The 24,992-nt window shown below is 58.3% G+C and carries 22 protein-coding genes; 10 read left to right on the top strand and 12 right to left on the bottom strand.

The genetic code is table 11. From position 1 onward, the window contains the following. Positions 1-60 precede the first annotated feature (60 nt). The 3 genes from L1A08_RS21915 to proB all read left to right on the top strand — a co-directional run bounded on the left by L1A08_RS21915 (position 61) and on the right by proB (position 3,697). The gene (locus tag L1A08_RS21915; protein ID WP_238758729.1) at positions 61-1,581 is read left to right on the top strand and encodes an aldehyde dehydrogenase (NADP(+)); all 1,521 of its coding nucleotides are present in this window, start codon (positions 61-63) and stop codon (positions 1,579-1,581) included. A 38-nt stretch (positions 1,582-1,619) separates the two neighbouring features. Beyond that, entirely contained in the window at positions 1,620-2,339 is a 720-nt protein-coding gene (locus L1A08_RS21910) for a hypothetical protein (RefSeq protein WP_238758728.1), read from the top strand. 146 nt (positions 2,340-2,485) lie between these two features. Next, a complete protein-coding gene (gene proB, locus L1A08_RS21905) occupies positions 2,486-3,697 on the top strand; it encodes a glutamate 5-kinase (protein WP_238758727.1) in 1,212 nt (403 codons plus the stop codon). A gap of 131 nt (positions 3,698-3,828) precedes the next feature. On the opposite strand, the gene L1A08_RS21900 is transcribed toward proB, so the two are convergent. The 5 genes from L1A08_RS21900 to L1A08_RS21880 form a co-directional block, all read right to left on the bottom strand. Next, on the bottom strand, positions 3,829-4,425 hold the full coding sequence (locus L1A08_RS21900) for an HNH endonuclease (RefSeq protein WP_238758726.1): 597 nt from the start codon (positions 4,423-4,425) through the stop codon (positions 3,829-3,831). 243 nt (positions 4,426-4,668) lie between these two features. Continuing rightward, complete coding sequence (locus L1A08_RS21895) at positions 4,669-5,811, bottom strand: glycosyltransferase family protein (RefSeq protein ID WP_238758725.1); 1,143 nt, start codon at positions 5,809-5,811, stop codon at positions 4,669-4,671. Positions 5,812-6,044: 233 nt separating this feature from the next. Continuing rightward, positions 6,045-6,791, bottom strand: coding sequence for a class I SAM-dependent methyltransferase (locus L1A08_RS21890; RefSeq protein WP_238758724.1), 747 nt, complete (start codon positions 6,789-6,791; stop codon positions 6,045-6,047). A gap of 94 nt (positions 6,792-6,885) precedes the next feature. Then, positions 6,886-8,223 carry a DUF3419 family protein gene (locus L1A08_RS21885; protein ID WP_238758723.1) on the bottom strand — a complete coding sequence of 446 codons (1,338 nt, stop codon included), beginning with the start codon at positions 8,221-8,223 and terminating at the stop codon, positions 6,886-6,888. After that, complete coding sequence (locus tag L1A08_RS21880; protein WP_238758722.1) at positions 8,201-9,238, bottom strand: UDP-2,3-diacylglucosamine diphosphatase; 1,038 nt, start codon at positions 9,236-9,238, stop codon at positions 8,201-8,203. Before L1A08_RS21880 ends, L1A08_RS21885 begins: the two co-directional genes overlap by 23 nt. A gap of 483 nt (positions 9,239-9,721) precedes the next feature. Here L1A08_RS21880 and rpsR point away from each other — a divergent pair, with 483 nt between their 5' ends. The 4 genes from rpsR (at position 9,722) to L1A08_RS21860 (ending at position 12,951) form a co-directional block, all read left to right on the top strand. Beyond that, complete coding sequence (gene rpsR, locus L1A08_RS21875) at positions 9,722-10,000, top strand: 30S ribosomal protein S18 (RefSeq protein ID WP_238758721.1); 279 nt, start codon at positions 9,722-9,724, stop codon at positions 9,998-10,000. 152 nt (positions 10,001-10,152) lie between these two features. Then, the gene (locus tag L1A08_RS21870; RefSeq protein ID WP_238758720.1) at positions 10,153-11,454 is read left to right on the top strand and encodes a DNA-directed RNA polymerase subunit alpha C-terminal domain-containing protein; all 1,302 of its coding nucleotides are present in this window, start codon (positions 10,153-10,155) and stop codon (positions 11,452-11,454) included. Between the two features lie 104 nt (positions 11,455-11,558). After that, positions 11,559-12,557, top strand: a complete 999-nt coding sequence (locus L1A08_RS21865) for a sugar phosphate isomerase/epimerase family protein (protein ID WP_238758719.1) — start codon at positions 11,559-11,561, stop codon at positions 12,555-12,557. Positions 12,558-12,645: 88 nt separating this feature from the next. Then, entirely contained in the window at positions 12,646-12,951 is a 306-nt protein-coding gene (locus tag L1A08_RS21860; RefSeq protein WP_238758718.1) for a zinc ribbon domain-containing protein, read from the top strand. 80 nt (positions 12,952-13,031) lie between these two features. On the opposite strand, the gene L1A08_RS21855 is transcribed toward L1A08_RS21860, so the two are convergent. Next, entirely contained in the window at positions 13,032-14,351 is a 1,320-nt protein-coding gene (locus L1A08_RS21855) for a phenylacetate--CoA ligase family protein (RefSeq protein WP_238758717.1), read from the bottom strand. Positions 14,352-14,834: 483 nt separating this feature from the next. Between L1A08_RS21855 and L1A08_RS21850 the strand changes: the two genes are divergently transcribed. Next, positions 14,835-15,341, top strand: a complete 507-nt coding sequence (locus L1A08_RS21850) for a hypothetical protein (RefSeq protein WP_238758716.1) — start codon at positions 14,835-14,837, stop codon at positions 15,339-15,341. Between the two features lie 56 nt (positions 15,342-15,397). After that, the gene (locus L1A08_RS21845) at positions 15,398-17,230 is read left to right on the top strand and encodes a DEAD/DEAH box helicase (protein WP_238758715.1); all 1,833 of its coding nucleotides are present in this window, start codon (positions 15,398-15,400) and stop codon (positions 17,228-17,230) included. Positions 17,231-17,364: 134 nt separating this feature from the next. Here the strand turns inward: L1A08_RS21845 and glgA are convergent, their stop codons facing one another. Continuing rightward, on the bottom strand, positions 17,365-18,855 hold the full coding sequence (gene glgA, locus L1A08_RS21840; protein ID WP_238758714.1) for a glycogen synthase GlgA: 1,491 nt from the start codon (positions 18,853-18,855) through the stop codon (positions 17,365-17,367). A gap of 149 nt (positions 18,856-19,004) precedes the next feature. On the opposite strand from glgA, the gene L1A08_RS21835 reads away from it, so the two are divergent. Next, on the top strand, positions 19,005-19,667 hold the full coding sequence (locus L1A08_RS21835) for an HAD family hydrolase (protein ID WP_238758713.1): 663 nt from the start codon (positions 19,005-19,007) through the stop codon (positions 19,665-19,667). Between the two features lie 9 nt (positions 19,668-19,676). Here the strand turns inward: L1A08_RS21835 and L1A08_RS21830 are convergent, their stop codons facing one another. The 5 genes from L1A08_RS21830 to L1A08_RS21810 all read right to left on the bottom strand — a co-directional run bounded on the left by L1A08_RS21830 (position 19,677) and on the right by L1A08_RS21810 (position 24,928). Continuing rightward, on the bottom strand, positions 19,677-21,047 hold the full coding sequence (locus tag L1A08_RS21830; protein WP_238758712.1) for an HD-GYP domain-containing protein: 1,371 nt from the start codon (positions 21,045-21,047) through the stop codon (positions 19,677-19,679). A gap of 268 nt (positions 21,048-21,315) precedes the next feature. Continuing rightward, positions 21,316-22,692 carry an HD-GYP domain-containing protein gene (locus L1A08_RS21825; RefSeq protein ID WP_238758711.1) on the bottom strand — a complete coding sequence of 459 codons (1,377 nt, stop codon included), beginning with the start codon at positions 22,690-22,692 and terminating at the stop codon, positions 21,316-21,318. A 190-nt stretch (positions 22,693-22,882) separates the two neighbouring features. After that, on the bottom strand, positions 22,883-23,953 hold the full coding sequence (locus L1A08_RS21820; protein ID WP_238758710.1) for an HD domain-containing protein: 1,071 nt from the start codon (positions 23,951-23,953) through the stop codon (positions 22,883-22,885). Positions 23,954-24,018: 65 nt separating this feature from the next. After that, on the bottom strand, positions 24,019-24,480 hold the full coding sequence (gene hisI, locus L1A08_RS21815) for a phosphoribosyl-AMP cyclohydrolase (protein ID WP_238758709.1): 462 nt from the start codon (positions 24,478-24,480) through the stop codon (positions 24,019-24,021). Between the two features lie 37 nt (positions 24,481-24,517). Further along, positions 24,518-24,928 carry a YraN family protein gene (locus tag L1A08_RS21810; RefSeq protein WP_238758708.1) on the bottom strand — a complete coding sequence of 137 codons (411 nt, stop codon included), beginning with the start codon at positions 24,926-24,928 and terminating at the stop codon, positions 24,518-24,520. Between the last annotated feature and the right edge of the window lie 64 nt (positions 24,929-24,992).

Raw genomic sequence — 24,992 nt, 5'->3', positions numbered from 1 at the left:
CACGGCTCGGGCCATTGCGGCCTGTCCCTTCAATCGATTCTCTGTTTTACGAATAGCGACATGTCCACCGCAAAGATTTTTGTCGAGGGTTCATGGCAGCCTTCCGCTGGAACCCGAACGTTTCAGGCTGACGATCCTCGCACCGGCGAAGCTGTTGGTGACACGTTTCCGGTGAGCAACTGGGACGATCTAGATAAGGCTCTTACCGCTGCGGCCGCCTGCGATCGTACGACCCGTGACTGGAGCGGGGACCGATTCGCCGCCCTGCTCGATGCCTACGCGGAAGAACTTGAAGCTCGTCGCGAAGAGATCGTGAACCTGGCCAGCCAGGAAACTGCTCTGCCCGTTTCTCCCCGGCTCAACGATGGCGAGTTTCCCCGGACCGTTAATCAGTTGAAGACCGCGGCTGGTGAATCGCGAGACGGAAGCTGGTCCACGCCGATTATCGATGCTGACAACAACATTCGGTCGATGTACCGGTCGATCGGTCCCGTCTTCGTGATCGGCCCCAACAACTTTCCGCTCGCCTTCAACGGGATCTCAGGAGGGGACTTTGCGGCTGCGGTTGCCGCCGGCAATCCGGTGATCGCCAAAGCTCACCCTGCTCATCCGGGAACCTCGCGTCTTCTGGCAGAGTGTCTCGAGAAGGCACTGGGAAAGACGGGCTTTCCAGCGGGCTTCGTTCAGATGATCTATGAGGTCGCTCCCGAAGACGGGCTGAAAATGATTCGCGATCCTCGGCTCGCCGCCGTCGGGTTTACCGGTTCTCAGAAAGCGGGTGTCGCCATCAAAGAAGCGGCCGATGCTCTGGGCAAGCCGGTCTATGTGGAGATGTCGAGCATCAACCCGGTTTTTGTTCTGCCGGGCTATCTGGAAGATTCCGGCGACAACCTCGTCAACGAGTTCTCGACCAGCTGTTTGATGGGAAGCGGTCAGTTCTGCACCAATCCCGGCCTCGTGGTCCTGCCTCCCGGTGAGGAGACGCCGCGCTGGATCGAAGCGGTTCGTGGGCGTTTCGCCGAAGCAGCCTGTAATCCTTTGCTGGCCGCAGGTGTCAAATCGTCACTGCTCAACTCGATTGAGCGGCTAGTCAACGCGGGCGCCCAACTGCTCTCTGGGGGAAAGCCGGCCGATTCCGAGGGCTTCGTTGTTCAGAACACGTTGCTGCAGGTTGACGCCGCCACATTTCTGCAGAACTCCGAAACGTTCCAGCAGGAAGCGTTCGGGAACTCGAGCCTGCTGGTGACCACGACCGATGCGGAGCAGATGGCCGCCATTGCCGACGCGCTCGAAGGTCAGTTGACCGGAGTCGTTTATACGACCGAAGAACCGCGGGATGAGGCGCTCTATCGAGACCTGGAGCCCGTGTTGCGTCGGAAGGTCGGGCGGCTGCTTAACAACAAAATGCCCACCGGAGTCGCGGTTTCCCCGGCGATGAATCATGGGGGACCATTTCCGGCGACAGGGCATCCCGGTTTCACCGCGGTTGGACTTCCTGCGTCGATCCGCCGTTTCGCCATGTTAGAATGTTACGACAACGTCCCGGAACACCGGCTGCCTGCAGCTCTGAGAACTTCCTGACCCGCTTCGGGCATCCCTTCACCATCGGAGTGCGTTCCATGTTCAGCGTTCAGAATCGAAAACTTTCTTTTCCTGTCGCGGCCTGCTGGCTCGCCGCATTCTTCATGCTTACGACGTTTGTCCCCACGGCCCAGGCACAGAAATCCCGCAGCAACCGGGCCCCCAACGTGAATTTGCTCGATCAGAAGGCGGAAGCCGCTCAGGAGCAGTTCTTGAACTCTCAGGCAGAGCTGGCCCGGGAGTACGAAGAGATTGGAGAAATCGAGAAGGCTCAATCCGTTCTCCGGACGATGCTGAAACTCTCGCCCGATCTGACTCAGATTCGCGACAAAATCGAAGCGCTGGAAGAGTCACGGATCGCCGGGAACGAAGTCACAATGGAGATCGACCCCAGTCGGGGTTGGATGCCGACTAATGTCGCGGTGCAGAAGGATAAGGTGATTCGCTTCGAGTCGACCGGCGAGTTTCGCATGCTGATCAACCAGACTGTATCCCCCTCCGGCTTCCAGACCGAAGACGTGAAAACCGATCTGGCACCGGGTGTCCCGCTGGGGGCACTGATGGGCCTCATCGTCGATGGCAAGGGAAAGTCGGCGGATCCGTTCGCCGTTGGTCAGAAGAGTGAAGTCAAAGCCTCCCAGGATGGCCAGCTGTTCGTGCGTGTGAACGTTCCGCCCGGAAGTAAGTGCACGGGGAAGATTCGCCTGCAGATCACCGGGGACATCATCACCCGGGAGAATGCTTCGAGTGGTCGGTAGCCTGGCAGCAGCGTGTTGACATTTCCCAGATTGCCGACGATTGTGTAGAACACCGCCATTGTCAGCGGTTTCCGGTGGGCTGCGTGGCCCACTGCGAATCTCCCGATCGCTGATTCAACAGGCGTGTGAGCACAAAAATGTCAGGGATGCAGAATCTTGTCCGTCAGGAGCTGGTAAGTTCCGCTCGGACGTTCGTCGTCAAGATTGGGACGAATGTCCTGGCCGACGAACACAACGGCCTCGATCCGGCTAGGGTCGCCGCGATCGCCGAACAGGTCGATGCCCTCCGCTCCGGCGGCAAGCGAGTGGTTCTCGTCTCATCAGGCTCGATTGGAGCCGGCATGCAGTTGCTGGGGCTGAAAGAGCGTCCCCGCGACCTGCCGCATCTTCAGGCCGCAGCCGCGACCGGACAGGCCCATTTGATCGGGATTTATGATCAGGCCTTTCGGAAGCACGGGTACCACGCCGCCCAACTGCTGCTGACCGCCGACGACTTCCGAAACCGCTCCCGCTATCTGAACGTCCGCAACACACTGCATACACTCTTTGAGTATGGCTGCGTGCCGATCATCAACGAGAATGACACCGTGAGCGTGAATGAGATCGCTCCAGAGTTCCCTGCCCTGCCGAATCCGGAAGAGAGTTCCGTGCCGATCCGTCAGGCGGCGAGCTCGCCGGGAACAAAATTCAGCGACAACGATCAACTGGCGGCGATGGTAACGAACCTGCTCGACGCCCCGCTGCTGATTATCCTTTCGGTGATCGATGGACTTTACGACGGCGATCCCCACCAGCCGGACAGCAAGGTGATCTCGCTCGTCGAACAATGGGACGATGGGCTCTTCGACTGCGTCGGTTCCTCGCGCAGTGCCGGCGGAACGGGCGGGATGAAATCGAAGCTGAACGCGATCCGCAATGCCGTTTCCGTCGGGGAGAATGTGATTCTCGCCAACGGATCGGACAACAACGTCCTTGCGAAGATCCTGCACGGCGAAGACGTCGGCACGGCCTTCCTGGCTCGCGGCAAGTTCATGCCGGCCTGGAAACGGTGGATCGGTTTCACGATCACCCCGCGTGGCAGCTACATCGTTGATAACGGCGCCGAGCAGGCGATTATTAAATCGGGCAAGTCTCTGTTACCGATCGGCATCAAGGAGATTCGCGGCAGTTTTGAGATGGGGGAAGTCGTTTCGATCCGCACGCCCAACGGCCAGGAATTTGCCCGCGGCCTCAGCAACTACAACTCCGACCAGGCCCGCCAGCTGATGGGCTGCCGCACCGACGAAATCCTCGCCCGCTCGGGCCACATTCCGTTCCTCGAAGCGGTCCATCGCGATAATCTTGTCTTGACGCTGTAGTCCAGTGTGGTGGCGTGATTCCCGGGTGACCCGGCCGATAAGACGGCCGGGGCGCGCCTTTGTGATTGAACAAAAAACGCCGCCTCGATCGCTCGGGCGGCGTTTGTCGTTTCGGTTGTTCAGCGGTCGATCTACTCCTGCAGTTCGACATCCCAGTAGGCGTCGCTGATGAACTTCGACCAGCTGCTCGCCCGATGTTTGGGCATGCTGAACAGATGGGTCCAGCGAGGCCGGACCGCCTTCTTCAGCAGGAGCATGTTGGCCTGTTGCGGCGTGCGTCCTCCCTTGCGGGTATTGCACTTGATACAAGCCAGGACGCAGTTTTCCCAACTCGATCCGCCGCCCTGCGAACGAGGATTGACGTGGTCGATCGTCAGGTCCGAACTCTGTGGCTTGCAGCCGCAGTACTGGCACTGATATTCGTCGCGACGGAACAGGTTTCTCCGGCTGAACGTGACCGTCTGCCGGGGAACTTTGGAGTAGGTCTGCAGCACGACCACCTCGGGGACGAGGATGGACTGTTCCACCGTCTGAACGACAGCGTCGCCCGACTGAGGTCGCAAACGCGACCAGTCTTCCCAGTTGTAGGTCTGATAGTCGTCGGGATCGACCGCCTTGACGGTGCCGTTCCACAACATGATCAGACATCGAGCCGCAGAAGCGACTCGAACTGGTTGCCACGACTTATTGAGGACCAGCGTGGGCCGGTCGAGAACCGCAGTCGCCATGTCTCCTCCTGTACTCGAGGTCGGGAGCCTTATTCTTAGGAGCCTGAATGACTACGTCAACCAGGGCTCATGCATTCAGGCTGCTGTTTTTGATGAAGAATTGAAGAAGGCCATTCGGGGTTCAACAGACTCGGAGCCTGTTATTACAGATTCTCCGTGTCCTCGGGGCGAGGGAAGTCCTTCTACGTGATTGCAATAATCGCCAAGCTCACTTTCAGGATTCCTCGTGGGATGGTGAGAGTCTCAGGAGTTCGCAGCTCCGGTGAGAGTGGCTGGAATATGTCGTTCGATGATGGCAATCGCTTCATCGGTACCGTCATTCCCCAGACACGTTGCTCGAATTCGCGTTCGATATTCTTCGATGTGTTCCAGGAAATTCGTCAGATCTTTGAGCTGGAATGTTTCCAGCGTCACGAAGTCGCCGCAGCCTTTCTGTTTCAGGAAATGGGCATTGATCCGCTGCTCATGGTGCCATTTTTCCGGCAGCCCCAGGACGGGCTTGCCGAGGAACATACATTCGCCCAGCAACTGATTCCCGGAAGCACTCACGATCGCGCGGCAGGCAATCAAATCTTCCACGAATCGTTCGGCATGAATCTCGTGAAACGTCAGTTTGCCGATTGGCTCTCGGACGCCAAGCCCATAAACCTTGATGGGAACGGGCGACTTCTGCAGTTCGGAAAGAGCGGCTTCTTTAGTCTGCTTCCGCAGGTAGGACAGCAAAAAGGGTTCTTCCCCGTCCGCTGGCTGTGGTTCGCTCCCGGTCAGCAAGCCAGCCGCTTCCGCTCCTTCGCGAAGTTCGGGGCGAATCATCGGGCCGAGGGACGTGGCCCGCTCTTTCCAGCTTTTTCGTAATGGAATCGGGAAGAACGAGGAAACGATCGTGGCCTGCTGCCGCGTGTAATGCATTGGCACGGCCAGTCCGATGAACCAGGCGAAGAACCGGAGGGAACGAGGCAGGCTCGACAGATCGCAGGCGACCAGGAAATGCTGGTGCGTCATGCTCAGAAACGGCTTTCCACACCGAGCCGCTGCTCGCGGGAGAGCCGGTTCAAAATCGGTCAGCAATACGTCAGGATCGTGCTCGCGGATTTCGTCGGTCATCAGCTTCATGACCGAAGGGAGTTGCGTGGCCTGAAAGCGGAAGCCTTCCCGGATCGTCTTGAACAGGCGGATCTTGCCGTTCACGTAATGAAACTTAAGCCCCGGAATCTCGAAGAGCCGGACATCCTCGGCTGCACCGTAGATCGGTTCGAGAAATCGATAAGCGTCCCCGGGAGCAAAGAGCGTGATCTGATGACGATCCCGCATCCGCTCGACCAGAGAGCGAACTCGCGTCGCATGACCCCGGCCCTCGCCGGACATGCTCATGAAGATTTTTGCCATTGGCATCCTCGCCGCGAACTGGATGAAATCCAGAGTTCTGGCAGCGGAGCACGGGTCAGATTCAACAAGAATCGAACCGACGTTCCGCAGAGCAAAACAGATTCCCGTCTTATCGAGTTCCTCTGTCCGCGATGGAACATGAGCGTTACCGGCTCATATCCGCCCTCCCAGCCTTCGAATCTGCCGGAGAAGCCAGACGGTCTCTCCAGGAAGAAGCGAAGGAATTCATCATACTACTCTGCTTTCTTCATCCCCAGAAAAATGTAGTGGGGAGCCCTCACGAGCGGGAGAAATGGCACTTTGCCGCGTCGCTGCTCCAGCTTGATTGGGGTGAAGTACTTGTGCAGATACGGCAGATGGTCGCCGTTGAGGAACACATTATCATTCGCAAACCATGTCGTCCAGAACGTTCGGGTCGACCAGGGATGGCGGACCATTCCGTCCGCCGGGTATTTCCGGGAGACGAAAAAGTCGACCACACCAATCACGCCGCCCGGTTTCAGGATCCGGAATGCGTTGTCGATCGCCGCGAACCAGTCTGGAATCATGGTCAGTGAGTAGGAGAAGGTGACCACATCGGCCGAGCCTTCTTCCGGCGTGAATGTTGTCGCGTCGGCATGGGTCGGCACCACATTGGACCAGCCCCGTTCGGCGGCCCGTTCGCGGGCCACATCGAGCAGCGGATCGCAGAGGTCGACCTGATAGACTTTCTGCAGTCGAGGGACCGTCTCGGCGACGTATTCGGCGTTAGAGCCGGTTCCTGCTCCGAGATCGACCCAGACGGCTTGTTCCGGGAACTCCAGCGACGTCAGCATGTCTTCGCGACCGTGCAGGAGCTTTTTGCGGAACGAATCGTAGTCGCCGGCCTGTCCCTTGTAGAAACTCTTGAGACGCTCCTCGTGCGTCGAGCCGGTGACTCGATTAATCGCCAGGTGCCACAGGACCCGGGCATTCGAACTGATCGACTGTGGCAACGGCATTCGGCGTCCTCTGTGGTCCCGGATTACCGGGAGGCTCTCTCGAAGTTCAATGAGACCCTGAGCGCGGCTGTGAGCAGCGAAAGGGGCGGGCGGCTCAGGCAGTCACAGCCTGTCCGGACCGTTCTTGAGCGTCGTCCTCAAGCGGACGGGGCTCGGTATCGCGGTTGAGGTGAGCAATGTAGAAGCTGCCGTAGGTGTGAACCCGGTCCAGCGGATGGAGTTCGCTGGCAAGTTCGTTCTTGTATTCCAGCAGCTGACCGATCTTGCACTTCTGATCTTTCCACTCGACTTCGATCGGATCGACGAAACCAACATCGAGCCCGGCACTTCTCCACAGGAAGCGAGTATGCGGAGCGGCGCGGTTGATCATCATCTGCCATTCATCGGCCAGAACATCAGCTCGCACTTCCGCCAGCCAGTCCATGTGGTCGAGCAGAATGTATCGCGAAACCTCGACGTCTTTCTCTTCGCGAAGGAAGCCGAGGATGGTGTTGGTGTGAATCGAAATTCGATCGACAAGCCCCCCTTTGAGTCGTTCAAAGTTCTCGGGCTTCAGATACTCCGGGCAACAGGCCGGCGTGTACTCGCCGGTCAGGTAAACTCGCCAGAAATAGTTGTCGTGGATCGGCAGCTTCGTGAAGACGGTTTCCAGCGAGTCGACCACGAACTGCAGGATCCCGCCGGGATAACTGCGGTCGAGCTGGCGACGCTGAGCACGAGGCACGCCGAGCAGGGCCAGAGTCATATCTCGTTTCATGGCCCATTTCAGGAATGGAGTCCACAGCGTGTCCCGCAGGCGGTGCCGATCGTAAATCTCCTGCTGTTCTTCGACACTTTGCGCGGACAACAATTCGTTGACGGCCGGCCGCAGTTTTTTGATCCGGTCGACGTAGATGTTGATCAGCCAGGCGAACATGCCGGAGGTCGCGTAGAAGTAGAAGCTCGGGCGGCGTCCGTTGCCAGAGAACATCCGTCGGCGGCGATCCCAGTACGCGCGGGACGCGTGGCTGAGATGCTTGCGGAGCTTTGTCTTGTAGACCTTCTTGTAGCTGGCGAGACGACCGCGGCCGAACATCTGGAAGAACTGGTCGTAATCGAGCTCGCGGATCGCGGCGATCTTCAGTTCCAGCAGTGCGTTCTGGCGGGGGTTCACATCGACTGCATGGACCTGCTTCGGCTCTTTCAGCACGTAGTCGATCGCGTTGCAGCCGGCGGAGGTGATGACCATCACCACATCGTCCGGTCCCAGCTCGAGCGCGACATGATCGAGTCGTGGATCTTCCCAGCAGGTGTTGTAGACCAGGTTGTTCTGATGAACGAGGTTGAACCAGGTCTTGCTGAGCCGGTCGAAATTGAGCCGCCGTTGCTTCTGGAGCTCTTCGCTCTGGGGCGTAGCCGGCTTGGAGGTCTTATTCTTCTTGGGACGCAACATCGCATTCATTTCCGCGGGCCGAGACATCTTGCGGACAGCCCGTCGCGGAGACTTTCTCGGGGAAGGAATGCCGATGAGTCCAACGATTGCTTTTGAGAAGTGTCAAATGCACATCGTTTCGAGGGGGGTGTGTCCACCACGTCAGCGGACGGTCCGGTGTCTGCGTGCAAGCCTGTTTGTCGGCCGAAGGGTACTGTTTCGGGTTGAAGTAGTTGAGCTCCCAGTCGCCATTAGTATGCTCGATCAAAGCAGAGCAGTGTTCGACCCAGTCGCCCGTATTACAATACGTGATTGGGCCCCGCGAAACAATCTTCGGTTCGTGGACATGCCCACAAATTATTCCGTCGTAGCCGCCACGCTCGGCATAAGTTGCCGCAGTTTCCTCAAAGCGCTGGACGAACTCTCGGAGTTTTCGGACCTGCTGCTTGGCCAGTCGAGCCAGCTCGCGACGTGGACGGTCGGGTAACAACCGGGCCATCGTGGTGTCCAGTTTCAGCAGCCAGTCGTAGGTTATGGTGACGAACGTCGAGACCAGCCCGGCTGCATGTTCGTGGGGATCGAACTGGTCGCCATGTGTAATGAGCAGTCGTGCCCGACGCAGGGATTCGTAGAGAAATTCGTCCGCGATACGAATTCGATCGGACCGGAAGGCCGGCGGAAGGTGCGGGAGAATTTCGCGGAAAAACTCGTCGTGGTTCCCCGGAGTGTAGAACACTTGCGTCCCGGAATTCACTAGAGTGGATAATGTGGCGAGAATTTCGTTGTACACTCGCGGCCATCGCCAGTTCTTCGCAAGACGCCGCCCGTCGATGATATCGCCGACCAGATACAGCCGCTCGGGCTGATAACTCTGCAGCATGGCCAGGAATTCGTGCGGGCAGCAGTGCGGGCTTCCGAGGTGAACATCGCTCAGGAACAGGGCTCGAACACGCTGGTGGGAAGCGCGGAGGTCTGGCGGGTTTGGGGGTGGTGACGAGGTGGCCCCCGGAGATTTTACCTGGATCGGATCTGGCATAGTTTCACCTCAGCCATCCCTGGCGCCGATATCATCATTTCATTCAATGCAGGGGTCGAACTGGTTTGACGCTCCCTGTCGTGGCTGAACATCAGCCGAGAATTCCGTGACCCGGTGCGGACTCAAATGACGCAACATATTGACCTGTCCTCTGTTTCGACGGAATTCTTGCCCTCCTCCATCAACAACCGGTGGGTTCCCGGTGAAGAATTCGTGAACCGGGGAAAACAGGGCTTTTCCGGCTCCTGAAAGCCGGTTCGGCATCGGTGCGGGCTGATGGGAAACGGTCAAAATGGCGAAACGGGAGGCGAACTTGAATCCCGGACCGGAATTTGCCATACTTGCCGGTCGCTTTCAGGTGATTTGCGTCTCCAGGCTCGGAGTACGCACTTTCCGTGCTCTTCATCTGCACAACCGGTGATGAAGATCCACCTGTCGGCCTCGCATCCGGTTGTCGGACAGTACTAAGGAAATTTGGAATCAATGGCTACGCTGACGAAGTCAGATATTCGTAAGCTTCGCAAGAAGAAACTCCGTCAAAAACGCAAGCTGAAGTGCCGTTTCTGTGTTGATGGTGTCGTCCCACGTCCTGTCTACGTGGACTACAAAGACATCAAGACGCTGAAGCAGCTGATCGACAAAGAAGGCAAGATTCTGCCTCGCCGCCGCACCGGGACCTCGGCTCTGTATCAGCGAGCCGTCCGCACCGCCGTGCTGCGGGCCCGCTTTATGGGTCTGCTTCCCTACGTCGTCGACGAATAAGAAGGCCGGCCGGTTCGCCGGTCGACGCCCGTTTCCGTTGGTCCCCTGTTGATGCAGGGGACTTGCTGTTTTCTTCAATGCGTACTGCCGGGTCGTGTTGAGATTTCGACCCAGCCCTTTTTTACAGGGACTTCAGGAGCATTATGATCGCCATGGAACAAGTTGAAGTTCGGGAGCCGATTCTCGGATCTTCGGATTTCGGCCACGAACAGGTCAAAACACTTCAGAACGCACTGAGCCACGGCCAGGCGTCGGAAATCCGCCAGCACTGGCAGGAACTGACCGCCAAGGCGTCTTCCCAGCGCGAGTACCTCGCCGCTGGCATCACCGCCTATTTGCTCGCTCAGCACAAAGAAGCCCTCAGCTACCTGAGCAAGGTTTCCGGCAGCGGACTCGGCAGCTTCTATCACGCCATGGCGAATCTGTCGCTGGAGCGTCACGAGGAAGCTCGCAGGCTCCTCGATGAAGCCAAGAAGAACGGCTACGATCCGGTGCTTTGCGATCTCATCCACGCCGGATGCGTCCGGCTGATGGGTGACGTCGATGCCGCCGAGCAGATGCTGCGATCACTGTCCCGCGAAGGCGCCACCCGCGCCGAGTATTCGTACCAGATGGGCTGCATCATGGCCGATCGGGGCGACACATACGGGGCTCTCGAATATTTCGAGCGAGCCGTCGACATGGATCCGGCTCACTCCCGCGCTCTGTTCAGCCTGGCTCAGCTTAATAACCAGCTCGGTAACGACAGCGACGCGATTCGACTGTACGAACAGATGCTGGCCAAGCCGCCGTTCTACATGGGCGCTCTGATTAACCTCGGACTGCTCTACGAAGACCGCGAACTCTACGGACCGGCTGCATTCTGCTTCCAGCGGGTGCTCGAGTCGAACCCGGAAAATCAGCGGGCTCGGCTGTACCTGAAGGACATTGAATCTTCGGCCGAGATGTTCTTCGACGAAGATGCCGCCCGTCGCGACAAGCAGCTTGAACAGATCCTGCAGATTCCGATCACCGACTTCGAGCTCTCCGCTCGCAGCCGCAACTGCCTGGAACGGGCCGGAATCGACAAGCTCGAAGATCTGACCAAGATGACCGAAGAGCAGCTGCTCGCCGGGAAGAACTTCGGCGAAACGTCGCTTCGCGAGATCAAAGAGATCCTCGAGATGCACGGCCTGAAGCTCGGCCAGAACCTGCACAAGAAGCAGCCCGAGCCGCTCTATCGTCCGGAAGAGCTTTCTCCGGAAGAACGGGCTCTGCACGAAGCTCCGGTCGGCGATCTGGAACTTTCGGTCCGGGCTCGCAAGTGCCTGTCCCGTCTCGGAATCACGACGATTGGCGAACTCGTTTCCCGTTCGGCCGACGAACTCCTGTCCGTGCGGAACTTTGGGGTGACCTCGCTGAACGAGATCCGGGAAAAGCTCACCGAGCGGAATATGCGTCTGCGGGGCGATTGATTTTCCGGCTGATTTTCTGACAATACAGTCTCCGATCGACATGTGTGGATCGGAGATTTTTTTGTTGACACCACACACGACGAGACTTCGCGAAAGGAACACTCATGGCACGCCCCGTGACTTTGTTCACCGGACAATGGGCCGACCTGCCCCTGGAAGAGCTCTGCAAAAAGGCTTCTGACTTCGGCTTTGACGGTCTCGAGCTGGCTTGCTGGGGAGACCATTTCGAAGTCGATAAGGCTCTTTCCGACGACACCTACTGCGCCAAGAAGCGGGACCTGCTGGAGCGGCACGATCTCAAGCTCTTCTCGATTTCCGCTCACCTGGTCGGTCAGTGCGTCTGCGATACGATCGACGATCGCCACAAAGGCATTCTGCCCGACTACGTCTGGGGCGACGGCGATCCGGACGGCGTGAACGAACGCGCCATCGCCGAGATGAAGAACACCGCGAAAGCCGCTCAGCGCCTCGGAGTCGATGTCGTTAACGGGTTCACCGGCTCGAAGATCTGGCCGCTGGTTTACGACTTCCCGCCGACGCCGCAGCACATGTTCGACGAAGGCTACCAGCAGTTCGCTGATCGCTGGAATCCGATTCTGGATGTTTTCCAGGAATGCGGAGTGAAGTTCGCTCTGGAAGTCCACCCGGGTGAAATCGCCTTCGATATCTACTCGGCTGAAAAGGCTCTCGACGTCCTCGATCGCCGCGAAGAGTTCGGCTTCAACTTCGATCCGAGCCACCTGATCTGGCAGGGCGTCGACCCGGTCGAATTCATCCGTTACTTCCCGGATCGTATTTACCACGCTCACATGAAGGACGCCTCGGTCACGCTCAACGGCCGCACCGGCATCCTGTCGAGCCACCTTCGCTTCGGCGATCCGCGACGCGGATGGGACTTCCGCAGCGTCGGCCGCGGCGGCGTCCGTTTTGAAGAAATCATTCGCGCTCTCAACGCGATCAACTACCAGGGTCCCCTGTCGATCGAGTGGGAAGACTCCGGGATGAACCGCGATCACGGAGCCCGCGAAGCCTGTCAGTTCGTCAAGAACGTTGACTTCGAACCCTCGAATGTCGCCTTCGACGCGGCCTTCGAAAAGAAGTAAACAGGAGTGGACTCAATCAGAGTTGAACAGGCCGGGCTTTGTGAAGCTCGGCCTGTTTTCGCAAGGGTTATTGAACAGAGGCACTACGATGATCCCGACTCTGATCGTTTGGATTATTCTGGGTTTTTGCGGAGCCTACATTGGCTATCTCAAAGGCTATCCACAGAAGCTGATGGCATTTCTCGGCATCCTTGGCCCCTTCACACTGCTTGTTGTGTATCTCTTCTTTCCGAAAACGAAAGAAGCCCGCGAACGCGATGCTGAGCATAAGCGGATCACGGACGAGGAAGCCGAGTTCAAGAAAATGCAACCGTGTCCCACGTGTGGCAAAGAAGTCACTGCCCGCGCCTGGGTGTGCGGCTACTGCGGGCACCAGTTCGTCTCGGTCACATAGAACTACATGGGCGTGGTTGCATTTGCATCCGGGGCAACGGCATGTCCAAGCGAGCGTGGGCATGACACCCGCTTTGAAACCTATCCCCGGCGGAAACGGCGGCCTTTCATCTCGAAGCGGGGCAGACTGTTCGGCGAGACCGGAACCAGTTCGGCGTGAAAGTTGAGCCGGTCGCGGACCGTGCGATTCAGGCGTTTGAGCAGGTCCTGAATCTGCGGGGTATCAGTCAGGACCATCGAGGAACCGCAGAGCTCGGCGAGCGGTTCGATCTCGATCACCATGTGGTGCATCGCCTGCTTTTCGGTCACCGTAATGCGGTACTCGGCCACTTCCCCGAACTCACGCAGAACCGCTTCGACCGAAGAGGGGAAGACGTTGTTGCCGCGAATGGTGATCATGTCATCGGCTCGGCCGAGGATCCCCCCTTCGAGACGCAGCAGATGTCGCCCGCACTTGTTCGGCGTCGTGCCGGCCTGCACGATGTCGCCGGTGCGATAGCGGATCACCGGGCAACCCCAGCGACCGACGTTGGTAATGAGTAGCTCTCCCCGTTCGCCCGGCTGCACCGGTTCAAACGTGGCGGGATCGACAATCTCTGCGATGCATTCGCTTTCGAGGATCAGCAGGCTGCGGGGATCTTCGACAGATTCGATCCCCAGGCAACCGATGTCGGTCATCCCCCAATGGTCGAAGACCCGGGCACCGAAGCCGGCTTCAATGCGTTCGCGAATCGCCGGGATACTCCCGCCGGGTTCTCCGGCGACAAGCACCGCGCGAACCTGTGAATTCGGCAGGTCGATACCCTCGGCTTTCGCGACTTCGATCAGTCTCAGAGCGTAAGTCGGTGTGCAGCAGATGAAGGTGACTTCGTGCTCCTGGATGACCTGGAGGCGGACTTCGCTGCTCATCCCGCCGGCGGCAATGCAGAGGTTGTTGAACTGCAGCGCTCCCTCGAATCCCGCCCAGAAACCGATGAACGGGCCGAAAGAGAACGGAAAGCAGAGGCGATCGTCGGGACGCAGGCCGGCGATGCGAAAGATCTGCGCCCAGCAGCGTTTGATCCACGCCCAGCTCTGTGGCGTGTCGACAAACCGAAGTGGCCGGCCGGTTGTTCCGGATGTCTGGTGAAGCCGCGTGTAGTTGTTCCGGGGGTAGGTCAGATTCGTCCCGTACGGCGGGTTCGCGTTCTGATCGTCGACCAGTTCCTGTTTCGTGACTGGCTGGAGGCGATGAAAGTCGTCCCAACTGCTGATGTCTTCGATGGAGGCCCCCTGCTCGGCGAACCGTTTCGTCCAGAAGGGATTCTTCGGCAACTCCTGCAACAGTTCCTGCAGCATGCCCCATTGCCGCTCTTTCAGCGCATCCGGCGACAGGTCTTCGGGCTTCAACAGTTCTGACATACGGGGCAATCTTTCCGGAGCGAATTCAGAGGATATCTGAAGCAATCGGCGGGAGCCGCCTCGACCGTAGCAGTCATTCGGCATTCCGGACAATGCTGAAGCAGCGCCAAAGTGCGTCCGGGTGTCAAACTGGTCAATGCAGAGGGGCCGTACTGTTTACGCCAAAGATACGACCTGGACCGGCAAATTCAACTGTTTCGAGGGCAATCAGGGTGGTTTTGATCACGTCACAACCGCTGATTTCAATGCGACTTACAGCGGTTTTACCGGTTAGGTAACACGGCGGCGATGCGGTTCAAGAACGCAGGCAGATTGCGTCGATCTTCACATTGGCGAACCCTCGGACGCACGCGGAGGGTCTGCCCGTGTCGGCGAAGGAATGGTCGGCACCGTGTACGAAAGAATGACTGCCCGGGAGTTCTCCCAGAGAAGGGCTTCGGACTGGCAGTCGAGAGGTCTCTGACAAGGAAGCAGTTGCCAAGAATGGCTGACTCGAAGAAACGTCCCCCCTGCGTTCTCGGTTTCTATAAAACCGTCACTCATGTCACCGGCGATATCTGCGGCGGGGTGCTGATTACGTCGCATCTCGGTCGTCCGATCGAGTTTCAGTGCTCGCTGCCGGTCCGCCCGAACGCGACGCAGCAGACCCTTTATGGCTCCTCGCTGCTGCCATTCCTGAAGGGGGAACTGATCGCCGAAGCGCTGCACGACAAGCTCGAAGCCAAGCCCGATATTGTGTTCGTCGACGATCCCGAAGCGGTTTCCGACACAATCTGGGGAACGATTCCCGTCCTCTGCTTCGCGGACGTGAAAGACTGGATGAGTAAATCGGTTAAGGGGCAGAAGGCCTCGCTGAGCCCGGCTCAGCAGGAGCGGTTCGAAAAGGTGGAGCCTTTGCTCAAGCAGCACGTGCCCGACTCGGCCGATCTGAGCGAACCGCTGGTGCGGGTGGAACAGGCATTGAAAGAAGCGATGGGACAGGCCGCGTAAGCGACAACGGGATTCCTGTCATTTCTCTCATCGTCTCATGATTCAAGGATGAATTCGTGCAAGACCCCACGCCTCAACAGGCCTCTCCTCTGTTCCTGCCCGCTCCACGCGTCGATTCGGTTCGCAACGATCTGCAGATCCAGACGTTGACGACCGGCGCCAACAGCGCACTGAAGCGTTGGCCGAAAGTGACCGTCAACTCGCCCAAACTGCTGACGCGGCCTGGCTTCGTGCCGACCTGGAAGCCGTTCTGGCAGAAGCCGAAGACAATCCAGGTCGCCTTCCCGGATATCATCGAGTTCCAGGAACCGAAGTCGGACGGGGAGAAGAAAGAACTGCGTCGGCTCAAGCCGCCTCAAGCGGGGGGAGAAGGCGAAGAGGCGTCCGCAGCCAAAAAGAAAAAGCCGACGCGGATCAAGCCACCCGATGATCTGCTGTCGATGGAAGACCGGCTGTTCTACATTCTGCAGCCACCGCTGGAGAACTGGCTTTCCGGTCAGGAACTGGTCATGCCGTTCGAGCCGTTCGCCTATCAGTACGAAGGCATCGCCTGGCTCTTCTCCCAGAAGTCGGCTTTGCTGGCCGATGAGATGGGGCTCGGAAAAACGATGCAGACGATTACGGCTGTCCGTCTGCTGCTGCGGAGCGGTCAGGTGCGGCGCGTGCTGATGGTCTGTCCGAAACCGTTGATTCCGAACTGGCAGCGCGAGTTCAAACTCTGGTCCGAAGAGCTGCCCGTCACGACAATGGAAGGAGACGGTGCCCGCCGAAAGATGTTGTGGGAGATGCAGTCGATCCCCGTGTTGCTGACCAACTATGAGATTCTCGTTCGCGACCTGCAGAACATGGAAGAGGAGGAATATCCCCGCTTCGACCTGGTCGTTCTCGATGAATCGCAGCGGATCAAGAACCGGGATTCCCTCACGTCGGAAGTCATTCGTCGCATTCCGCGGCGTCGTTCATGGTCGCTGACCGGGACGCCGATTGAGAACCGGCCGGAAGAACTGGCGTCAATCTTCGAGTTTATGGGCGTGGTCCCCGCTCGTTCGAGCCCGGATCTGCGACAGCTCAAGAAGCTTTCGGATGTCTACATTCTGCGTCGGACCAAGGACCTCGTTCAGCCCGACATGCCGCCCCGGCTCGATCGCGATGCCGTGCTTGAGCTCTCGCCTGCTCAGCAGTCGGCTTACGACATTGCCGAGAAAGAGGGTGTTGTTCAACTGAACGACATGGGCGATGAGATCACGATTCAGCACGTGTTCGAGCTCGTCATGCGGCTCAAGCAGATTACCAACTGCGATCCGCTGACGGGAGAATCGGCCAAGAAAGACCGGCTGCTGGCGGATATGGAAGAGATCGCGGCCAGTGGCGCCAAAGCAATCCTCTTCAGCCAGTGGACGAAAACAATCGACTGGCTGGCCGAGTATACCAAGCCGTTCGGAGCCCTCGTCTACCACGGTGGAGTGCCGACGACGAAGCGCGAGCCGATTCTGAAGCAGTTCAAGGAAGACCCGAACAGTCATCTGCTGTTGATGAGCTACGGCACCGGGGCAGTCGGGCTGAATCTGCAGTTCTCGCAGTATGTCTTCCTGTATGACCGATGGTGGAACCCAGCCGTGGAAGATCAGGCGATCAACCGGGCTCACCGCATCGGCGTCGCCAACCCGGTGATCGTGACGCGGTTTATCTGCAAGGACACGATCGAAGAGCGAATCGATCTCGTTTTACGGCAGAAGCGGGAGCTGTTCGAGAAGATCCTCGGCGACGGAGATGCCTCGACCGCCTCACTGTCGATGAACGCGGCGGAAGTCTTCGGCCTGTTCGATCTGAAAGCCCGCTCCGACAAGGGAACCCGCTCGATCGGCCCGACTTCTGAGAAAGCAGCGTAACCCCGAGAGGGCTGTTGACGCGAATCTTGAACCGTAGGATGCGTCAAGATGCACCCTACTGGAGTTCAGGCGGAGTGGTCCTCAGCATGTCCACGCGAGCGCAGGCACTGCACCCGAGATCGTGTTGCCCGCGGCTAGACTTCGGGGGTGTGCTTCTCGAGGGCTCGCTGGTAAACCTGCACGTAGTTGCGGGCGCTGTTGCTCCAGGAGAGGTCTTGAAGCATGCCGTTCTTCTGGAGTTCGAGCCAGGTTTCCTTGTCGCGGTAAGTCCGCAACGCCGCCTCGAACGCTTCCAGGAAGGCTTCGCAACTGTATCGCTGGAATGAGAAGCCGGTCGCGGTCCCTTCGCGGAGAGTATCGCCCGTCATCGGGACGACCGAGTCCGCCAGTCCACCGACAGCGTGCACCAGGGGCACCGTGCCGTAAAGCATGGAATACATCTGGTTCAGGCCGCAAGGCTCGAACTCGCTGGGCATCAGGAACAGATCCGACCCGGCTTCAATTTTATGAGCCAGTTCCTCGTCGAAGCGGATCATGGAAGCGACTCGTCCGGGGTGCGTCTGAGCGAGCTCTTTCACGAACTGTTCGAATGGCCGCTCTCCGGTGCCGAGGAAGACAAACTGGGCATCGTTGCTCAGCAGTCGATCGCCCGCCTTCTGAAGCAGATCGAACCCCTTTTGTTGCGACATCCGTGAGATCATGGCAATGATCGGCACGTCCGGCTTCTGCTGCAGGCCGACGGCCTTTTGAAGGTCGGCTTTGCAGATCGGTTTCTTCTCGGCGACGTCGTCGGCGGTGTAGTTGACCTTGATGAAGCGGTCGACCTCGGGATGCCAGACTTCGGTGTCGACGCCGTTCAGGATGCCGACCAGAGAATTCCCACGGCCGGAAAGAGCCGGGTCGAGCCCCCAGCCGAAATCGGGAGTCTGAATCTCCCGGGCGTAAGTCGGGCTGACGGTGGTCACCATATCGGCGAACACGATTCCCGTTTTCAGCAGGTTCAGATCGCCGAAGAACTCCATCTGTTTCCAGTTGAAGTACTTCCAGTCGAGTCCGGTCAGGACCATATCCCAGTGCCAGAACCGTCCCTGGAAGGCCAGATTGTGGATGGTAAACACGGTTCCAATCCGGCGGATTTCCGGACTGTGCTTGCGGGCTTCGATATCAATAAGAGCCGGCAGCAGTCCGGTCTGCCAGTCGTTGGCGTGAACAATGTCGAAAGGCCCGAACTGCTTGATCGCCGCGACAATGGCCCGACTGAAGAAGACGAACCGTTCGCAGTTGTCTTCGTAGGGGATGTTCTCGTAGACGTAGGGCGAGGGACGGTCGAAATAATCGGGCTGATCGACCAGAATGACCTGTATATTAGAGTCCGGTAAACGGGCCTTCAGAAAGGAGCCACTCGACTTGCGTGGACCAACCGGTACAGTGAACTCATCGCCGATTGGTTCGATCTGGAAGCGTTGACGCGAGCCGTGAGGAAGCAGTTGCGGATAATGCGGCATGACCAGCGTAATGTCGTGGCCATCCTGTTCGAGAGCGCGAGAAAGCGCTGTTGCGACATCCGCAAGACCGCCCGTCTTGGCGAAGGGAACTGCTTCAGAGGCGGTCATCAGAATTTTCATGGCGCGTCGTTCCCGGATGAGGCTCTACGGATGATACATCAAGCTACAACGTTTCAGTTTGAATTTCCAACATGGAACACGATTTCTTTACTGAATCAAGACCAACATGCTCCGACTCGTCGGAGTGACCGTTTCAGGCAGGCGCATCGATGACTGTTCAAGCCCTCATATTTGATATCGACGGCGTACTCGTTGATTCTTACGAAGCCCATTTTCTCAGCTGGAAGCGCCTCGGCGAGCGACACGACAAAGTCGTCACCGAGGAGGAGTTCGCCAGCCAGTTTGGTCGCACGACCCGGGAAGTTCTGGAGAAACAGTGGGCCGATCGCGATCTGAGCGATGAGGACATCAGCCGCCTCGACGAAGAGAAAGAGGCCCTGTACCGCGAGATTATCTCGGGGCAGTTTCCCGAAATGCCGGGAGCCCGGACGCTGATTGAGCGGCTGAAAAACGAAGGCTGGCGGATTGCTCTCGGGTCATCCGGGCCAGTCGAGAACGTCCAACTGGCCGTCGAGAAGCTGGACTTGGAACCGCTCATCGGAGCCGCGATTTCAGGGGATGATGTCACGAAAGGGAAGCCGGATCCGGAAGTCTTTCTGAAAGCGGCCGAGCGCATCGGGGTTCCCCCTTCCCGGGCGATCGTGGTGGAAGACGCCGCCCCGGGAATCGCGGCGGCTAAAGCAGCCGGGATGGCCTCGATTGGCTTTATCAGTCGCGGACGGACAGCTGAAGAACTGGCCGAGGCCGACGTTCAGATCAGGGCACTGAGCGAGATCAGCCCCGCGTTGCTCACGCGACTGCTTGAGCGATAGGCGGGCGATCTATTCTTCGAGATCTTTGTCGAGGCTGGAATTGTAGTAGTCCAGCCCGAATTCGATTTCGTCAGAACCGGGCATCGGCAGTGCCTGAGAAACGGTCAGGTCTTCCGCCTCATGCAGATCGATGATGTTCTCATCGGCTTCCTGGTCGACCGTGTTCCCGTCGGCGTCCTGAATGCGAGCCACGATGGGCTGAGTATATAAGTCTTTGTTCCGTCGAATCACCACCGCGACGGAACCATCGCTCAGCGACACGTAGCTGCCGATCGGGAACAGGGACTGAATCTTGAGCAGACATCGGACGACCTTCCCGTCGACGTAGCGTTCTTTGGCTTGCCGGATCAGGCATTCCATGGCCGCGTAACGCATCATGGCCGGCCGGTAGGGGCGGCGTGACGTCATCCCGACAAATGCATCAGCGACCTGCAGGATGCGAGCGAACAGGTGGATGCTTTCTCCGCTGCGACCGCGAGGATAACCAGTCCCGTTCATTCGTTCGTGGGCCTGATAGGCGGCGATTGTCACAACGCGGGGCAGATTGCTGATCTTCTCCTGCAACTGCAGCGAATGGATCGGATGCTTCTTGATTTCGAGCATCGCGACCGAATCGAGCCGGTCGGGGTTCTCGCGGATATGAGCCGGGACCCGCATCATGCCCCAGTCGTGGACCAGGCCGGCCATTCCCAGGTGGCGCACATTCTCGGCGTCAAGACCGAGTTCGATACCAATAGCCATTGCCAGCAAGGCTGTTTCCAGCGCGTGTGCGACAAAATCGCCTTCGGAAAACTGACTGATCGCAGAGCTGAGGACATTGTCGCTGTCAATCGTCATCTCGTGCAGGTAGTGAGAAGTCACCGCTGAGAGCGTAGCGCTGTCTGAGGCCTGACCGCGGAGAACTCCTGCCAGCATTTCTCCCAGAGCCAGACCATTCTGCTGATGACTCTCGAACAGGCGGGCTCTCTGTTCGGGGTCATAGGCTTTGCGTCCGATCGGTTTGATCGTCTCTTTGACAGGCTCGCCCTTGTTTTTCAGAGTCAGCAGGCCACCATCGATGATGGCATCGAGCTTGCGGAACATCTCGCAGTCGAGACTTAGCGAATGGTTCTGACCGTCTCCCTGCGAGGCGATTGTGATTCGACGGACGTCGTCGTTGGCGACGCGAACGGTAGTTTCGCCGCGATTGCGGACAGCCTGTTTGATCTCAGCTGTGATGTTGGAATCGGCGGCGAGCAGAAGCACCCCGTTTACGTCGTACAGGGGGAAGTGAATTCGTTTCCCGATGATGAGATCGTTGACCGAAACAAGCGTGGTGTCGTCATACTGTTCGGGAGCGAGCTTGTTGGACGAGCTATCGATCGCGGTGGGCGTCGTCATCTCGAAGTGTCCTTAAGTGTTGCGACCAAAAGGCGATCGCACGTTAGGCATTACGTTGGGGGATAGCAGCAATCGTTGAGGCACGTTCCTACTGTCGTTCTGCTGAAGCGTAGATTCTCCAATCAAGGTAACTGTTCAAAAATTCGCTGCGTTCCCGTTTTGTCCCTGCTCCCGACCTCGGGATGTAGTGGTTCCCCGGGCTGAATCGATTGCAGGGACGCAACAGATCAATGGTGTTGGATGGATTTGCGGGCGGCTGAAGGAGGGACTATTGCGGAAGCGGAGCCTGGTCGAGGTTGGAGTGGAGGAATTCTTCGACCGAATCGATCTCGTCGGAGCCAGGAGTCGGTAAAGCGCGAACGACCGTGATCGATTCGTCCGCATGCAGATCGATCTTGTTTTCGTCGGCGTCTCTGTCAACAAGCTCGCCATTGGCGTCCGAAACGCGGGCGACAATCGGCTGGGTGTAGTGGTCGAGATTTCGACGCATCACCTGAGCCACGGTGTCATCGCTCAGCAGGACAAAACTGCCGATGGGAAATAACGACTGAATCTTGAGCATGCACCGGACGACTTCAGGATCGACAAAACGTTCGCGGGCCTGTCGGAGAAGGCACTCCATAGCCGCATAGCGGGTGAGTGGCGGGCGGTAGGGGCGGGGAGACGTCATCCCGACGAAGGCATCGGCCACCTGCAGAATACGTGCAAAGGGGTGGATGCTCTGGCCGCGGCGTCCTCGAGGGTAACCGGTGCCGTTGAGCCGCTCGTGCACCTGATAAGAAATCACCGAGACGACACGGGGAAGGGCGGACACCCGCTGCAGGAGTTCCAGAGAATGAATCGGATGCTTCTTGATCTCCAGCATCTCGACCGCATCGAGCCGCTCCGCCGAAAGACGGATTGAAGCCGGGACTCGCATCATGCCCCAGTCGTGCACGATTCCGGCCATTGCCAGATGCCGCGAGTTCTCCGCGTCGAGATCCATCTCGATGCCAATGGCCATCGCCAGCAGAGCGACCTCAAGCGAATTGGCGGCGATATTGTCATTGCTGAACTGGTTGATGGCCGAGGTCAGCACATTGTCTGTGTCGGTCGTCATTTCCTTGAGGTAGTGAGCCGCCATGGTGGAAACGAGCGAGCCATCCATGGTTTCCCCGCGCAAAGCTTCACTGAGCATATCGCCCAGAGCCTGACCATTCTTCTGATGATCGTCGATGAGTTGCTGTCGCTGTTCCTGGTTGTATCCCTTTCGACCCAGGAAGACGACGTCGTTTTTGACTGCGGGGCCGGTATTCTTGATCGAGAGCAGTCCGCCATCAACGATTGCATCGAGTTTGCGGGTCAGGTCCTGATCGAACGACACCTTGGGGGCTGACACTTCCGCCAGCTTGCGGTCGAGCGTGATCCGCTTGAGATCCTGATTGCTGACGCGAACCTTGTTCGCGCCGCGTTTCCGAATCGCCAGCTTCATTTCGGACGTAATGACCGTGTTCTCTGCAAGCAGCAGGATGCCGTTCAGGTCATAAATCGGCTGTCGAACCGTCCGCCCGACGATCAGTTCGGTCAGCGGAACGACGGTCGAGCCGTTCTCGTCCGGAGCCGGCTCGGCAACGTCGGGTTGTTCAGTCGTAGCAGTCGTAGTCATGGATCCGCAGTTCAGCACGCATCATCCGCGATGAGACGCGGAAAGAACAGATCAACGTTTCTGCAACTGTAGGTCTAATTCCTTACGAGGCGCGGGAGTGGAGTCCGATTCCAGAGGAAGGAGGTACTTCAGTAACATTCCGGAACCGAATCTACGAAAGATTTCGGTTGTAGCGGTGGTCAGAAGGTCGTCAGCTCTCTTCTCCGAACTGTTCCAGTTCTTCAAGTTCGGCGAGTGCTTCGTCAAGTGTCGGAACCGACTGACCCCGCTGGCGACCATTTCTATCGCAGCGAGCCAGATCGAGCAGTTCACCAAAATCTTCCGACTTCCGCAGCGATTTGGCCTGAGAACCCCCGTTCAGAAACTGATGGCCGGCTTCCAGATTGCCGACGAGAAACTCGACCCGCTCAGTCACCCGTCCTTCAAGGACTCGCAGAGCCGCTTCACAGGGAGTGCGGGCATCGACCACGTAGCCAATGTCGTGCAGCAGACAGGCCCATTGAAATTCGACATCATAGGGATGCAGTTCTCGCCCCAGTTGGTAAACCTGAAGCGAATGATAAAGGGCGTCCCCTTCCGGATGGTCCTCACTGTTGAATGTGAAATCAGCCAGGCTTTCAAGCAACGGACGAAACTGATCGCCCCAGCTCAGCTCGATGGCGGAGTCCTCGTCGTCTTCCACCGGCGTGGCGATTACAGGGCGTGTGAAACGCTCCGGTTGCGATCCAACGACTCGCTCGATTTTTTCCGGAGCAGCGGCGGCATCGAGAGAGGCATCGAAGTAGATGCGATGGGGGATGCCGTTGGAGAAGTTCAGAGCCGCGACGGCCCACTCCGGAGCATGCGAGGGTTGCGTGCCAATCGTCTGCGACTGGAGAATCTGCTGGACTTCGGGGTCGGTCTCCGCAGCGAGAACCCAGTGTCCTACGATCTCTTCGCCGCGTCCAACGGCCTGCCAGTCGATCCACAGCAGTGGATTCAAAGGCTCCACCCAGATCGCCGCTTCATCAAGGAGCCATTGCACGTTGCTTTGGCGGTCCCAGTCGGAAGACGCGGTGAGACGCTCCAGTTCCCGCATCACCTCTTCCTGCGTGGGGATTTCCGAGGAAGTCAACCGCTGTTGACTAAGCCAGCGCATGGCTCGCATGCGGGCGGTGTGAAACGTTTTGACTTTGCGGCGAGCAATCAGTCGGGCGGCTTCACGGGCGATCCGCTCACGCAGTTGCTGCGGATCGTCCGTAGTTCGACGTCGTCTGGTCATGATAAGAGCCCGCCTGTGGCGGACCGGTTGTGGCAGAACGCAGGACGTTCCGCGACATGAGTCGATTACTTCTTGTAAACCTTGTCCGGATCGAACGTCTTCTCCGATTCGGCCATCTTCAGAGATACGGGTTGATCAGCCGCGACGCTGTCCCGGTCGACGCTTCGGAAGAAGCAGCTGTTGTAACCGACGTGACAGGCCCCTGCCCCGATCTGTTCAACACGCAGCCAGATCGCATCCTGATCGCAGTCGACGCGGATCTCTTTCACCTTCTGCACGTGGCCGCTGGTCTTCCCTTTGTGCCACAGTTCCTGTCGGCTGCGGCTGTAGTAGACCGCTTCGCCAACTTCGATGGTCTTCTTAAGAGCTTCTTCGTTCATATAGGCGACCATCAGCAGTTCGCCCGATTCGAAATCAGTGGTAATCGCCGGGAGAAGGCCCTGGGAGTCAAACTTCGGAGCCAGTTCCAGTCCCTGCTCGACCTGCTGCTTCTCGCCGCGTTCCGCGAATTGAATGGTGTCAGTCATCGTCTTTTCTCGTGTCTGCTACTATGTCTCAACAAAATTAGTCGGCGGCCTCGAAGGCGTGCCGGATGTGTTCGATGTTCTCGATCCGTCTCTCGGCAGTCCACACAATCGTAACGACGTCGAAACGCGGAGACGAGGTCCTTTCCGGATGACGCTGAAGAAAAGCCGTGGCTGCCCGCGTCAGTTTCTGCTGCTTGCGATGATTCACCGTTTCAGCAGGTGTCCCGTGATCCTGGGAGGATCGTGTCCGAACTTCAACGAAGACCAGTTGAGCCCCGTCCCGGGCAATGATGTCGATTTCTCCAAATCGGTTCGCATGATTTCGCGCGACAATCCGCATTCTCAACCGTTTGAGAAACTTCACGGCTTCATCTTCGCCGCGTCGCCCCAGCGAGACAGGCTTCCTGCGGAAGGCACTGCGGAGTCGCGCGATCAGACTGAGGATCATCGTGGCCTCCGGATCTCAGAAGGGGGACGCTCGTTCATGAAATCGTCGCGGCGGCATCTTGCCG

The sequence above is a fragment of the Rubinisphaera margarita genome, from assembly GCF_022267515.1.
In the GTDB taxonomy this organism is placed as follows: domain Bacteria; phylum Planctomycetota; class Planctomycetia; order Planctomycetales; family Planctomycetaceae; genus Rubinisphaera; species Rubinisphaera margarita.
This window is presented reverse-complemented; position numbering and strand designations above follow the sequence as displayed.

Coding starts and splice junctions, on each gene's coding strand:
- L1A08_RS21810 (WP_238758708.1), bottom strand. CDS start 24,928: ATGATCCTCAGTCTGATCGCGCGACTCCGCAGTGCCTTCCGCAGGAAG.
- L1A08_RS21860 (WP_238758718.1), top strand. CDS start 12,646: ATGATCCCGACTCTGATCGTTTGGATTATTCTGGGTTTTTGCGGAGCC.
- L1A08_RS21820 (WP_238758710.1), bottom strand. CDS start 23,953: ATGACCAGACGACGTCGAACTACGGACGATCCGCAGCAACTGCGTGAG.
- L1A08_RS21895 (WP_238758725.1), bottom strand. CDS start 5,811: ATGGCAAAAATCTTCATGAGCATGTCCGGCGAGGGCCGGGGTCATGCG.
- L1A08_RS21900 (WP_238758726.1), bottom strand. CDS start 4,425: ATGGCGACTGCGGTTCTCGACCGGCCCACGCTGGTCCTCAATAAGTCG.
- L1A08_RS21835 (WP_238758713.1), top strand. CDS start 19,005: ATGACTGTTCAAGCCCTCATATTTGATATCGACGGCGTACTCGTTGAT.
- hisI (WP_238758709.1), bottom strand. CDS start 24,480: ATGACTGACACCATTCAATTCGCGGAACGCGGCGAGAAGCAGCAGGTC.
- proB (WP_238758727.1), top strand. CDS start 2,486: ATGCAGAATCTTGTCCGTCAGGAGCTGGTAAGTTCCGCTCGGACGTTC.
- glgA (WP_238758714.1), bottom strand. CDS start 18,855: ATGAAAATTCTGATGACCGCCTCTGAAGCAGTTCCCTTCGCCAAGACG.
- L1A08_RS21865 (WP_238758719.1), top strand. CDS start 11,559: ATGGCACGCCCCGTGACTTTGTTCACCGGACAATGGGCCGACCTGCCC.
- L1A08_RS21870 (WP_238758720.1), top strand. CDS start 10,153: ATGGAACAAGTTGAAGTTCGGGAGCCGATTCTCGGATCTTCGGATTTC.
- L1A08_RS21915 (WP_238758729.1), top strand. CDS start 61: ATGTCCACCGCAAAGATTTTTGTCGAGGGTTCATGGCAGCCTTCCGCT.
- L1A08_RS21910 (WP_238758728.1), top strand. CDS start 1,620: ATGTTCAGCGTTCAGAATCGAAAACTTTCTTTTCCTGTCGCGGCCTGC.
- L1A08_RS21880 (WP_238758722.1), bottom strand. CDS start 9,238: ATGCCAGATCCGATCCAGGTAAAATCTCCGGGGGCCACCTCGTCACCA.
- L1A08_RS21830 (WP_238758712.1), bottom strand. CDS start 21,047: ATGACGACGCCCACCGCGATCGATAGCTCGTCCAACAAGCTCGCTCCC.
- L1A08_RS21855 (WP_238758717.1), bottom strand. CDS start 14,351: ATGTCAGAACTGTTGAAGCCCGAAGACCTGTCGCCGGATGCGCTGAAA.
- rpsR (WP_238758721.1), top strand. CDS start 9,722: ATGGCTACGCTGACGAAGTCAGATATTCGTAAGCTTCGCAAGAAGAAA.
- L1A08_RS21850 (WP_238758716.1), top strand. CDS start 14,835: ATGGCTGACTCGAAGAAACGTCCCCCCTGCGTTCTCGGTTTCTATAAA.
- L1A08_RS21885 (WP_238758723.1), bottom strand. CDS start 8,223: ATGTTGCGTCCCAAGAAGAATAAGACCTCCAAGCCGGCTACGCCCCAG.
- L1A08_RS21890 (WP_238758724.1), bottom strand. CDS start 6,791: ATGCCGTTGCCACAGTCGATCAGTTCGAATGCCCGGGTCCTGTGGCAC.
- L1A08_RS21825 (WP_238758711.1), bottom strand. CDS start 22,692: ATGACTACGACTGCTACGACTGAACAACCCGACGTTGCCGAGCCGGCT.